Below are 12651 nucleotides of genomic sequence, written 5' to 3' on the forward strand. Positions count from 1 at the left end.
AGTCGCATTTGAACAAGAAATTGGTGTTCGACGTCAGTAGCTTTTATCGGCGATGTCTCTGGATCAGAGGAGGATCGTCCGCATAGGCATTTTGCACATGACAAGCTGAGATTACCTTTCTGAACAAAAATGGCCACCCGAAGGTGGCCATGCAGTCATGCAGCAATCAACTGTCTTGCGAGTGCCATTTCAACCGAGTCCCCATCCTGGTTTAAAGAATCGAGGCCCGAATCAGGAACATCTCCCGACGTGCTTTGCGCCACGGCGATCTTTTTGGCCATCAGCTGCAGACAGGTGATCTGAGAGCTGTTGGCATAGCCAAAGAAAATCACCCGCACGGCTTGCTTCTGCCCAATCCGCCAAGACCGCCGAGCTGCCTGTTGAAGGGTGTACACGTTGTACCCCGTCTGCAGGAACGCGATGGTCGGAAAGTCGAGCAGATCCAGACCGGTCTTAACCAGCTCCGGGTTAGTGATCAGCACATCGATCCCACGATCTACCTGGTCGAGAATCCAATCCTCGCGCCTGGCGGTATCGACTGACGCCTTTAACACCGCTACCTTCAAACCGGCCTGTTCCAGCAACCGTTTGAGACGTGAAGTGGTGTCACGAGTGCCGCTGTACACGGTGTAGACCAAGACTTTGCGGCCTTTGGCTTTTTCCGTGAGGCAGAGGTCGAGCAGTGCCTGTTCCTTGGGCATACGTTGTTCATCTGCAAAGATCGACGGCACAAAAGCCAGCGTGTCCTTGCTGCGTGGATGTTTGACAATCTCCGGCCGGAAACAGCAGTCCGGCCAGGCCAGCAGTACGTTGAGTACAACCCCCAGAAGGGTCGTATCTCGGCGTGCCAGTGCCTGGCGAAGCTCCTGAGTCAATTTTCCTGCCAACTGCTGATAGGCCGAAGCCTGTTCAGCAGACATGGTTATGTCGATGAACTCCTCTTGGTACGCCGGCAACACGTTCCCGCCGATATCTTTGAGTTTCAGAAAGACAGTGAACGGCAGCACGAACCGGTGGATGCCTTTTGGACCGAAGCCTGGGGCCTTCACCGTTCGCACCGAGAGTTTTTTACCCTTGGCGGTTTTGTGAGACTCGTTATCTCGCTCGGTGTAGATATCCTTCAACACGCCGTGATCACGCATGAACGACATGGCCGCAGGGGCCATGCTGCCACGTGCGTTTGGTCGGTAACCGTCCTCGATCATGCGTCGGGTTAGGATTCGAAACAGAAGATAAAACAAGTCGTCGGCATAGCCGCCCATGAGCGTACCGGTCAGCAAAACACACTTGCGTGATTTGGCTGCCAGTACACCCATGGCCTGGCCCTGAGCCGAACCACTGTTTTTGTACTCATGCCCTTCGTCCACCACCAGCAGGTCAAAATATCCATCAGGCAAGTAGCGCTTGATGAACTCCGTGGGTTGATAGCCACCTTCACCAAAGCCAAACTCAATGTTGGCCATGGCACGTTCCATGCGTTTGGCCTGCCGGTCGCTGAAGATGAAGTTGCCCTTGGCGTCCATTAGGTTGATGAATTCGCTGACGTTATCGATCAGCATCGAGGCGAGAAAATCCTCCCCGAAGTCATTCAGCAATCTGTCTGCACGTATTGGGCCGATGGTCGGAATTCGGCACATCGACTTCAGTATGGTTGCCCGGCGCGTTCCGTTTTCGGCCTTGCCTGGACGCATCAGCGTCCAGAGTTGGCCATGACATTGAGGGCAGCTTTGACGGCGTTCCTCTCGGTGAAACTCTTCGACAGTGATCCGGTTGCCTTCTAGATCTTCCAGAAGGTGACCGCAGTCTGGGCAGCCTGCAAATCGGTGTCCGCCGGCAGAGCGACGTGGCCAACACGCGGGACGCCAGTGAAACCCCATCCGCATACGCACGCGCCCTAGGATGAAGAACTCTTGCCGACCGTCGTAGGGATCTCCCAGTTGATCACGCAGTTTGAGCAGTTTGACCAGGGTATCGGGGCCATTGAGCACCCAAACGCGAGCATCTGGAATGGTTTCAAGGATCTCCCGCCGCCATTTGTAGACCAGGTGAGGAGGCGAAACGACCATGGTGCGGCGGTAGCCGGCGCCGTGCATGACGGCCGCCACGGCAATGGCCATCATGGTTTTACCAGTGCCCATTTCCGCATTGATAACGGCTGCCTCTTCATTGCGGTCCAGCAGCAGAGCGGCAACGGCCTGAACTACCTCAGATTGCGCTGGGAAAGGTTGGCGTTTCAGTGCGTTCATCACCTGATGACGAGCTTCGTTGGCGTTGCCGGCATAGACTGGTGGGTTAGAGCGGTTTAGAGAGTTCAGCAACTCATCACCGAACTCGTCGATGAATTCGGTCAGGCCGATGGTCAACGGTGGGCACGCGGTGTGTGATAGGTCGTTCATGTTTGTTTCTCCGTAAGGAATGAAACAGGGCATGCACGACACCCCGACGGGTATGGTGAATACCCTGCGGGTTGGTTGATGAGTAGTCAGATTGATGTGATAGGTCAGTAGTCCGATGGCAGCAACACGGTAGTAGCACTCCGGTCAGCTTCGGTGATGATCCACAACCGTGTTTCATCGCCGGCATCGACGTTGTAGCAGGAGAACAATCGCTCCCCTGTGTTCAAGGCGCGCTGATTGCTGTTCCAGTCTTCATCGGGCAGTTCTCCCCAGTCACCGGAGAAATGGCGTCGTAAGTAAGGGCTAGGGTCGAGATGTCCTTGCTCAACCAGGTAGTGCACCGACTGGGTCATCACTAAGCGTCCGGGTTCAAATATCATCCGCGGTGCTTGGGTCGGAGTGGGAGTAGCTTCTGGTTCTTCAGGCCCAGTCTGTGTATCCGCCGATGAACTGATGGTGATCACCTTGCCGAAGTTGGTGGAGCCTGGCGTCATGTCCCATGCCCGAATAATGGGTACGAAACGATCTGTCAGGATCCTTACCTCTGAGACGTTGCCGTCCTGATCCTCGGTGAACTCGGTCTTCCGGACCTTATCTTTGTAGGTATCGCCCTTGAGTACCAATACACGACCGGTCTTGGATGTCACCACGCCGGATATCGCGCCGGCAGCCAAGGCCAACGCCAAGTGCCAACGCGAGAGTTCCCTTACGGGAGGGCGTGGCTGAGCTCCGGTTTGACCAAAGTGCAGTGTGAAGTCAGGCCACATGCCACGAAGGCGTTTGACCTCATCGCAGAGCTGTTCAGGTTCAAGGCTAATACGGTAGAAGTGTTCCAGTTCAGTAGGTGCCGGGAGAACCCTGTAGGGCTCCCATGGCCAACTGGTTGGTAACGCTTCCGCACTCAATGTGCCGGCGCCGATTGCCTGGAGGCGTGCGCGTACGTATTTGACCTCTTGCGGTCGAGCCAGGTCCTGGCGGCGAATACGAATGCCGAAGATCACCACCTGTTTGAAGGTCGGATCAGCGGCATTGTAGATCCGCAGTTCAGTGAAGTGATTGCACAGCCAACCGCACAGCTCATCGTCCAGCACGTAGTGCGGAACAATCAGCACCATGACTCCGCCGTACTGCAGCAGTGGGAGCGCCCGTTGATAGAACATCTTCTCAAGGCGCCGACGGCCGTTACCTTGGTACTGTGAGGCACCTGCATGGTCAGCGACCAGGTCACCGTAGGGTGGGTTGAGCCAGAGCAAGCCAAAGGCCTGGCGGCTGATCATGGTGTCCATGAGATCGCTATGCAACACGCGATCCAGCAGTGTCTTGCAGTGATTGGCACGTTCCTGATCGTACTCGACTGCGTAGGTTTCTACGCGGTCACACCCTAGCACATGAGCCGTTTCAGCCAGTGCAGCACCCTCACCAGCACAGGGATCAAAGATCCGCATCTTGCCGGTGGGAGAGGGTGCCAACGCCTGCAGAGTTCGTTCCAGCGTCGTTTCGTCAGTGGGGTAGTAGCCATTGCGAGCGAAGTTGCGCGCCAAGCGTGGGAACATCAAGGCCATGATGAGGCTCCTGAATCAAGGCTCAAAACTGAGCGTGGGTTGAGAGAAGCCCCTGGCGGATCAGATCACCCAGGGCGGGTTCGAGTACGTCGAGCTGCAGCGACACACGCCAGGCCGAGATAGCACCTAACGATCCCGGTAGGGACTGCAACATGTCGTGTTGGGTGAGCACTTCCATAACTTCGTTATGCCAATGCGGTAGCAGCGGTAATGGGCATGTATCCATGACCAGGGGCCAAAGCTTTTGAAGAGGCGATTGCCCGTCCTGTAGAAGGGCGTAGGAGAAGTGGTTAGCCCGGTCGGGCTGCGCGCAGCGCCGGTCGAACAGCCAGAGGTGTACCAGGCTGCCGAATAACGTCCCGCGGAATTGCCGGGTGGTTCGTTTTTCCAGCAGATCGACGTTGGGGAAGACAGGAAGACTCCGGCCGTCAACGACGATATGAAACTGGTCCAGACCGTTTTCAGCGGCGCCGAGGGTCAGTCTGGCCAAGAACTCCTGCAGTGCCGTGTCACGGCCCCAAGCCGAGAAAAACACTAGGTTGCGTTGTTCATCACAGACGAAAGCATCGACGTAAAGGTCAGGACATTCGTCAACCTGATACAGCCGTGTGAGAGAAGGGGTGGACATTGAGCATCCTCCGGATCGGAGGGCGGCCCCGCCCCTGAGGGGCAGGACACTGCCCCTCAGGGTTAATGGTTGGTGGGTTATCGATCGCGCTTGAAAGAGCGGGTGTGTGGATCGAAGCTAGAGGTGGTGTCGCCTTGGAACAACGGCGATTGACCAATCATGTAGAGGTTTACCCGGTACAGGGGGCGCAGTTGTAGGGCAGCGTCCGCTTGGGCCTCTGTCAGTCCGATTTCGATGAAGTGCTCGCGCATTTCGTCATCATCGGACACTTCGTTGTTGGTCAGTTGATCTTCTACGGTCAGCAGGATTTGCTCACCGATGTCTGAGAAAGTCGGATTCATGGAGTGCTTCCTTGGTGGGTGATCTCCCTCACGGGGAGCTCTTTGTGGAGTAGTGAATCAGGCGACCAGTCGGCTCATTTTTTGAAATAGCCGAAAAGCTGTTTCATTGGCGAACTGACCGTCGTTGGAATTTGAGGCGTTATTAACGAGCATTTGCAGAGCCTCCAACGCCTGAGCTACGAGTTGGCGATCGAAGAGTGCTTCTCGAAAAAGACCGGCTACTTCGTCAAATCCAACTTCTCTTAGAGCAGAACTGGTCAGCAACAGCGCGTCAGAAACATCAGAGGTGTGATGGCGGTTGTTCATGAGGTTTCCTCTAGGGGGTGAGATTGGCAGCTCCAAGTTTGTTGCTTGAAGTCCAGCACATAGCCAAGCTCGCCGAGGCGAGTGCATTGCTGACGTAGGCGCTGCCGGTCAACGGTGGTGTCAAGTTTGACGGCGTCCCCCAGTGGCCAGATCGTGCCAAACAGTGCCGCGTCTAGCTCTGCGGCGTTTTCCGATCTGGGAAGTGGCATCCCAAAGGGGGCGTCCTCTGGTGAGGACTGTTTGTCGACGTTGCTTACAGTCGTTGTGATGGGTAGCGTTTTGCGCTGTCGCGCAGGTTTTGTTTGAGTTGAAGACGACTCTTCATCTATAGGATCTGGCTCGCTCGGTGAAAGCTTGGCAGCGTCTTCCGCCGTCAAGTTGTCCACGTCGTCGAGACTCATGCTTTCGAGCTTGGCCCGGATCTCAACCACTAACCGTCCAGCGGTTGAGTAGTACGAGGGGCGTATTTCAGTGATGAAGAAATCGCCTCTGTATTTGCCTTCATCGTATTGGTCGAGAAGCGCGTCTTTGATAACGAACTCGCCGATTGAGGTGGATAGCCGGCCGACGTTGAAGTCGCCATTGCGGCCGCTGATAGTGCGGATGGCCAACTGGCCTGGGATGTTGATCATGGGCAGCTCCACACTGCATGGGTGTAAGGCTACGAGCGCATTACTCGCACAATGAAAAAAGCCCGACAGTGTCGGGCTTGGGGTGGTGCAGTGAGTTCAGAAGGGTTTATGGGCAGGAGGTATGGGTTTCTTCCTTGAGTGAGATGTACAGATAGAATGAACCTGGCGGCGATTCTATGCGGTCAAGTTTTAGGTCCAACCAGACTCGATCCGAGTTGTCGCCAGCAGGCAGCAATCGATAGAGCCCGAAATGTATTTGTGAACAGTCAGGCTGCATATGCAGTTCTCGGTAGGCCTCCAGGACGACATCGCCCAATCGGTTACTGATGACAGATACATCCTGTGGGTTTTCGATATGCACCGCTTCTTGCCAGGCCCGAGGCGTTAGAACGACCGGGAGTTTGAGCAAGTCAGACGTCACGAGGTTATTGGTGTTTTGCATGGTGAACTCCAGGTGTGAGAAACCACCTGGCCCGTCCGGGAAGTGGTTTCCCGGTTAGGTATATTTACGTTATGTCAGGACCAGCTCACTCGGCGTTGTGTCCAGAGGTTGAGTTCAAAAGCTTGTTTCACGGCATCAACGCTGCGGTAGTACTCCTCGGACTCCCTGGATACGGGTTCAAATCCTTCAACGGTGCCGATGTAATAGCCGGCAGCGCTCTTCAGTATTTGGAGTGGGTACTTGATACCGCATTCGTCGAACGCGAGTTTTCCGTATGCCAAATCCGCCGTAGTGAGTGTCAGGCTCGGTGCCTGTAGTTGCATGTCTTCTCCTGTAACTCGTGACCAACCGACGCCATTAAAGGCCGCGTTCACTCCTTCATCCCAAGCTTGATTGAGCGCGGGAACGGACTTGAACAGCCCGGGTACGTTTGGATGGCCGGCGCGGTGCGCGTCGGCGCCTAGAATATGAGCATAGATCTCAGACTCAAATTTGGTACTTTCGTCGCCAAAGATATCTGCCTTTGCATAAGCAACGCGTATATCGAGAGCTTGTGTAAATATCGTGTCCAAATTAACTGGATGTTCATTGTCGTGCATCATGGTGAGCCTCCAAGGTTTGGAAATCACCATGCCCGTAGGGAGGTGTTCCCTTCGGGTATTGAAAATAGTGAAAGGCACCCCGGAGGGCGCCTTGATTTCAGTCATGCAGACTGACGCATTTGCGCGTCAGGCTCTTGTTGACCATCTTCCGAATTGGCATCCGCGTTACCGTCCTGGTTTGCCAGGGGCTCAGCAGAGTCTTTCGGTTTGGCTTGGTAGACAGTATCGCCATCTACCTTGATCCAGCCGATAAAAAGAAGACGTCCTTTGAGGCTTGCCCCAGGTTGACCCTTCTTATCGCCCTTTTCATAGATAAAGCAGTCGGTCCAGATGTCACCGATACGGAAGCTCACAAGGACCTTCTTTCCTGCATCAACAGCGGCTTGGCTACGACGAATCAGCTTTTCAGCTTCGGCGCCGACGACATTGCAGTCGATGTAGGAGTACTCGGTGTCGTCAGACGAACCGCGTAATGCAGCAACAGTGACAGCCATGAATGGCTTGCCCTTGCCGCGAGGTTTCACTTCACGGATACGGTTGAGATAACCAATACCAGTGGTGTGCAGGTCGAAGAATTTGGTTTCGTTGGTTTGAGTAGTGCTCATGGTTATTCTCCAATTTCGAAATAGCAGAAAGCGGAGAAACACTTCGCCCTGGGGGAAAAGTATTCCCCGCGAGGGTGGGTAGAGCAGACAGTGGAGCTTAGTGCAGCATGAGTTTCATAGCGGCAATCATCACACCAGCGGTTGCTGACATCATGACGCCCATGCGAATAGTCAACTTAACCTCAAGCTGAGATATCACTGTTCTCAAATCAGCTGACAGGTCAGTACGAAGAGCTGCGATGTCAGATTTAGTGGCCAAACGTGAAAACATATCAGCCTCCAAAGCATCAATTACAGCGTTTGCTTTCTGTTCCGGAACGTTGATCGAAATCAGCGCTTGGTAGAGAGCCAGTTCGGTTTTCATCAGACCTCCAAAAAATTGAGAGGCCTGCCCTGACGGGAAAGGCCCGTCATGGGTGGGAAAGGTGCTTCCATCGACAAAGTCGACTGATCGCGCTACCGGAAGCTATGGCGATCTTGGGAGTGGATCAATGCGGTAAACCGCATCGTAGTCTTTCGGATCCAGACTACATGGGCATGTTGCTGACGACGTCAGCTATACATGGATACAGCATGAAAATCCTGTTGCTGATTGTCAAGCCCCAGGTGAAGGGTTTCAGAGAAACCTCCCCAGCGGGAGGTTTCCTGCTGGGGTGAATGAGGGAGGTTTAGCAAGCAGCAGGTGTCAGCTGTTGAGCCTTACCTCGTGAGCGCGGTTTGCGCGTTGTCTTTTCGATCACTCGGGTATTTGCCGCATACCACAGGTTCAAATCAACACCCTTGGCACGAACCATCGCTGGCAAGTGATCCATTTCACGCACCATGCTGTCAGGGACGCATGGTGGTGGAAGCAGCCCATGAGATTTAGCCTGTGCCTGATCTGCTGGACGTATGTTCGACTTCTTCATGGCGCGCAAAAACTCTCGGGCAACAACGCCGAGTGCAAAACCGAAGTTATAAGTGAGTTTGGACATGGTGATTCTCCTGCAGGTTGGGATGCGGAGAAAGCACTGGCCCTGTCGGGGAAGTGATTCCCCGCGAGGTGAGTAACATCAGATGCTTCTATCGACGATTGTCGACCGACCGCGCTACCAGAAGCTCAGCAGTCTTGGGCGAATCAACACGATTGACGTGTCGCAACCTTAAAGATCCTGGTTGCCTGGGCATGATGCTGACGACGTCAGCAAAACACGTCCATATCATCGAAGGGGGGATAGTGATGTGTCAAGCGGGGAGGGATATTTCGGGGAGGTCAAAGCAGGTCCAGTTTTGCAGGAGAAGCTACCGAGAGTAGCTGGTTCAACAGTCACTCTCGGATTTAGTACAAAGCGTCTTTCAGAAAAAAATACCACCTGTGTGGTGTAAAGGCGTCATCGATCCCTGGGCTGTGATCTGAACGTCTCACTTCCTACACCTGGCCGATTATCGTGGCTGAGGCCAGCAAACATAAGGCACGCATCCGCGCACAAAGGGAGCCCTGCGTTTCGCCGGCGGGCCACCGGCAGGGAAAAGCAGCTACCAAGGGGTAGCCTGATAATCCTTCACAAGATCATCAGGCTACCCATTGTGTGAGCTTTAAAAAATGTGGGCCACAACACCAGTGTGGCCCTGAGATTACTGTGCTTCGAACCTCAACAAAGCTCTATGCGCCTTTGAACTCGCAATTCACGAGTTAGACGGCTGCGTGTCTGGCTTGAACAGGGAGACACAGGGAGAGCTTTGAACCAGATCCGCACGCCCTTCCCGGAGCTCAGCGTGCTTTGGGGATGGAGATGAGGCGAACCGCATCTCCGGGCGCTACTGATGACCGCCAGTAGCCAACGGGGTGGAAACGTTGTTGCGTGCATTATGTTGTTAGGCTGGGCGATATGCAACATAGCCAGTGTTGACCTGGGCTTTGGTCAGTTCACTGCAGTGACGGCACCGTCAGGTATAACAGATGGAATGGGGATACCGGTCACTCCAGCTTTCGGGGAGACAAGCACTCCCGCGCGATTTACACCAACAGTAGTCGACTGAGTCAGATCGACCAGCGTCGAGGGCATCCCTGCCGGCGCAGTGCCGTTGTAAAAGGTGTAGGTTGTTCCGGCATTGATGTAGGCCTCAATACCGAGCGGTTTTACAAACCATTTCGGTAGATTTAGAGCAGTGTCGTCGGGTGTTCCAGAGAAGCCCGGATTTGACTGAGTAAAACCAGCTGCAGCAGATCGATAGATCAAAAAGTTGCGGCCAAGCGAATCAAGGGTTGCGAAGTCGGAGGCGGTTTGGGCTTGATGCTGGGTTTCCATCGTAATCCCAGTGGCAATGATCAGAATCATCAAGACAGCCCACTGCAGTGTCATATCTGTTGATCTCTATATGCTTGCGAGGGACAGCAAAACCTTTGCGAAAAGTTTTAGTCTTCTTTGTAACAAGAATAGGAAGCGCAGGGATTGCAGCCGCCAATTGCGATTGCGAATTGGCCGTTTACCTTGTATCCAGCAGGGCAGCTACACGTACCTGTGTAAGGATTAGAACCAGCGCACCCCCCGGATGCCCAAGAGGCTGTCCAAAATGATCCACCCCACCTGCCAGCGCCTCCTACGCCTTTCCATACGCCGTTCTGACAAGAGAGCACTATTCCCACTGCACTCTTTGCAATGAGCGTGCGATCGCTGCAGGCGGAACCTTCTGTAGCAAGTCCACCGACGGAGATGAATTCGTTGGTAGCGATTCGATCGTAGGCAGTTATTTTACCGGTTGAAGTGATCTTCCCACCCCAGAGCTGGCCGCCGGTTGAGAAGTTTTTGTCGTTGTACACCTGGACCCAATCGGGGCTGTTCTGATAGATACCACCTCCCCATTTTTCGCTGTACCAGCCAGTGTCGCCCCGAGTTCTAAACCATCCACCCGTGTAAGTTTCGCCCGTGACGTTCGCGGTCGCCGCGTTCACATTCGCGGTGGCTGTGACGTTGCGCGCTGTCACGTCGGCACCAGTCGTAACGTTGCCAGAGGCGGAGATGCTCCCCGCATTATTAATGTTGTGGTTGCCCATACCGAGGTCAGTATTCATCGTGTTGAGCTCAGGATGGTTTGGCACAGCATTTCGATACAAGTAATCGTTGGCCAAGGCGCCGTCCATGAGAAACAGTGCACTGGCAGTGTGGCCTGGCCCAGGCGCAATGGAGTAATTACTCAGCGCAACTTGCCAGCCACCGCGGATGCCTTGAACGACGTTCGGGTTGGTTGTAGATATAAAACCACCAGGTCCTCCAAGGTTTTCAGCAATGGTACGCACCCCCATTTCTGGGAGCGTCTGTCCGCCCGTGGTGACGACAATCGCTTCTAGCTGATTGGGATTGGGTTTTCGGGCAAGGCCTAGGATGGTCTGCCCGAAAACATTGGTGGAACTGTAACCTGCAGGCAGGTAATTAGCGTTGATGAGCATCGGCACCGTAATTTGCACTGGCACGGTCGCCGACGCGTTGGCGAGCACAACGTTGAAATTGTCTTTCAGGTACTTGGCCTGGGCCTCTGAAATAGTTCGCTGTTGATCGGCCGCAATTCGATATTCCTGGGCATCCATTTGTTTGATTTGCCAAACCATTGCCAAGGTCACAACGACACCAAATACGAGCAATCCGATTGCCATATCCAGGCTTAAGAAGCCTCGCTGTTTATTCTTACTGGTCATTCCAGAGGCTCCTCGAAGATTGGTTTGCGATGTCTTGGCCGAGCAAGGTGATCTTTCCTGAGTGGACTTTTTCGCGGATGCTAGGCCCGTCCTCGCCCGTAAAGAGCAGGCTTTGAAGTGTCAAACGCCGGCCCCCGTCACTATCCATGGACAATGACTGATGAATGACAGCCACCAGGCCTTTGGAAAGCAGCTCTCTGGCGTTTTTCAATAAGGGCTGGCCCAGGGCCGCTAAGCGTTCAATGCCATGCGTGACACTGCCGGAATGGCCAGTACAGATAATGAGATGACCGTTGATTGAGGCCTGGATGACTTGCGCAGCAGTTGGCCCGTCACGTACCTCACCCACAAACAGAAAGTCGGCCCTCGTTCGCAGAGCAAGGACTAAGGCTTCTTCGTAGCCACCCATACGCCTGGAAACAGGGACTTGTATGCACCGACCTTCTCCATGCCTACCATGTAGGAATGGTTCGGGTGGGTCCTCTACCGCCAGGCAGATGCCGCCCCAAGCCTCAAGGCGGGCTTTAACAAGGGATGCAGCACTTGAGGTTTTCCCTGCACCCATCTCTCCGCAGATGAAGATAAGGCCGCGTATCGTGTCGCTCATCAGAGCATTCTGCAGGTGATCGGGCAGGCCTAGCATGTCCAGCGGACGAATTTGAACCGACGACTTGCTGAGGACAAATACCGGCTTGCCGTTTAGGTCCATCAACTGTGTGACTCGAATGACAACGCCATCTTCGAGCAGCGCGAACTCCGGATCCAGGGTCGCGGCGTATTTCTCCGCGCATAGCTGGCGGATTCGTTCTAGATCAGCCCGCCATTCGACGGGCGCCTCGACTCTTCGCGCTTGTCCAGGGAGACCCTTAGCGTCCGCGAATCCATCGCCCAGATACAGGTCGACGAACTCAGCTTCAGAGATAACGCTCACTCAGCGCTCCTTAGTACGATGTCCAAGCGATGGTATTGGCATCCGATGAGCAACTGGTCGCAGCGGCTACCGCTGTGATTTCGCCGGCAATGGCAGTACCACCGTTGATCGCCGTCGTGGTCTGTTTGTCCTTGGCCATGTTGGACGCAAGCGTGATGCAGGCATTTTTCGGAAGGTTGGATTCGGTGATGGTGAAGGTCATACCATTACTGGTCACAGTAACGGCTCCGTTCCAACGATTGGATAAGGCGTTGCCATTAATGCTCATACCTCCCGTGGCCTCCAGGTTGATCAAGGACGGGGCCAGGTTGGTACCGGCTGTTGCGTACCCAGTTGTGCTTTTCAGCCTTTTGGTATTGCTCAGCAAGGTGCCCAGGTTGCTCTGTTCGATGGTGACGTCCGAGCTGCCGAACGTCCTGTACCCCATGAACACGATGAAACCGAGTGCCACGGCGATCAGCATCAGCCAGAACATCCCGTCCAGGGAAAGAAATCCGCGTTGGTTTTGGCGGGTATTTGTTCTCATCTTTACG

General features: G+C 54.4%; 15 protein-coding genes. All 15 read right to left on the reverse strand.

Features of this window, described 5'->3' with window-relative positions:
• Positions 1 to 155: 155 nt before the first annotated feature.
• Positions 156 to 2396, reverse strand: a complete 2241-nt coding sequence (locus tag PspR76_RS04500) for a DEAD/DEAH box helicase family protein (RefSeq protein ID WP_159954141.1) — start codon at positions 2394 to 2396, stop codon at positions 156 to 158.
• Between the two features lie 104 nt (positions 2397 to 2500).
• Entirely contained in the window at positions 2501 to 3958 is a 1458-nt protein-coding gene (locus PspR76_RS04505; protein WP_159954142.1) for a DUF6094 domain-containing protein, read from the reverse strand.
• 22 nt (positions 3959 to 3980) lie between these two features.
• Positions 3981 to 4586, reverse strand: coding sequence for a hypothetical protein (locus PspR76_RS04510; protein WP_159954143.1), 606 nt, complete (start codon positions 4584 to 4586; stop codon positions 3981 to 3983).
• 77 nt (positions 4587 to 4663) lie between these two features.
• Complete coding sequence (locus PspR76_RS04515; protein ID WP_159954144.1) at positions 4664 to 4927, reverse strand: hypothetical protein; 264 nt, start codon at positions 4925 to 4927, stop codon at positions 4664 to 4666.
• A 57-nt stretch (positions 4928 to 4984) separates the two neighbouring features.
• Positions 4985 to 5233: a hypothetical protein gene (locus PspR76_RS04520; RefSeq protein WP_159954145.1), complete on the reverse strand. Its 249-nt coding sequence runs from the start codon at positions 5231 to 5233 to the stop codon at positions 4985 to 4987.
• The gene (locus PspR76_RS04525) at positions 5230 to 5865 is read right to left on the reverse strand and encodes a DUF3275 family protein (protein WP_159954146.1); all 636 of its coding nucleotides are present in this window, start codon (positions 5863 to 5865) and stop codon (positions 5230 to 5232) included. Before PspR76_RS04525 ends, PspR76_RS04520 begins: the two co-directional genes overlap by 4 nt.
• Positions 5866 to 5971: 106 nt before the next feature.
• Positions 5972 to 6307 (reverse strand): hypothetical protein, encoded by a 336-nt coding sequence (locus PspR76_RS04530; protein WP_159954147.1) that lies wholly within the window; start codon positions 6305 to 6307, stop codon positions 5972 to 5974.
• 74 nt (positions 6308 to 6381) lie between these two features.
• Positions 6382 to 7014 (reverse strand): hypothetical protein, encoded by a 633-nt coding sequence (locus tag PspR76_RS31180; RefSeq protein WP_233456164.1) that lies wholly within the window; start codon positions 7012 to 7014, stop codon positions 6382 to 6384.
• Complete coding sequence (locus PspR76_RS04540; RefSeq protein ID WP_159954148.1) at positions 7011 to 7514, reverse strand: STY4534 family ICE replication protein; 504 nt, start codon at positions 7512 to 7514, stop codon at positions 7011 to 7013. The genes PspR76_RS31180 and PspR76_RS04540 overlap by 4 nt, the downstream gene beginning before the upstream one ends.
• A gap of 97 nt (positions 7515 to 7611) precedes the next feature.
• Positions 7612 to 7878 (reverse strand): hypothetical protein, encoded by a 267-nt coding sequence (locus PspR76_RS04545; protein ID WP_159954149.1) that lies wholly within the window; start codon positions 7876 to 7878, stop codon positions 7612 to 7614.
• 304 nt (positions 7879 to 8182) lie between these two features.
• Entirely contained in the window at positions 8183 to 8488 is a 306-nt protein-coding gene (locus tag PspR76_RS04550; RefSeq protein WP_159954150.1) for a hypothetical protein, read from the reverse strand.
• 927 nt (positions 8489 to 9415) lie between these two features.
• Positions 9416 to 9832, reverse strand: a complete 417-nt coding sequence (gene pilM, locus PspR76_RS04555; RefSeq protein ID WP_237235723.1) for a type IV pilus biogenesis protein PilM — start codon at positions 9830 to 9832, stop codon at positions 9416 to 9418.
• 77 nt (positions 9833 to 9909) lie between these two features.
• Complete coding sequence (gene pilV / locus PspR76_RS04560) at positions 9910 to 11187, reverse strand: shufflon system plasmid conjugative transfer pilus tip adhesin PilV (protein ID WP_159954152.1); 1278 nt, start codon at positions 11185 to 11187, stop codon at positions 9910 to 9912.
• Positions 11177 to 12118 (reverse strand): ATPase, T2SS/T4P/T4SS family, encoded by a 942-nt coding sequence (locus tag PspR76_RS04565; protein WP_159954153.1) that lies wholly within the window; start codon positions 12116 to 12118, stop codon positions 11177 to 11179. Before PspR76_RS04565 ends, pilV begins: the two co-directional genes overlap by 11 nt.
• A gap of 10 nt (positions 12119 to 12128) precedes the next feature.
• Positions 12129 to 12644, reverse strand: coding sequence for a type 4 pilus major pilin (locus tag PspR76_RS04570; protein WP_032905001.1), 516 nt, complete (start codon positions 12642 to 12644; stop codon positions 12129 to 12131).
• Positions 12645 to 12651: the final 7 nt, after the last annotated feature.

Source organism: Pseudomonas sp. R76, assembly GCF_009834565.1.
Classification (GTDB): Bacteria; Pseudomonadota; Gammaproteobacteria; order Pseudomonadales; family Pseudomonadaceae; genus Aquipseudomonas.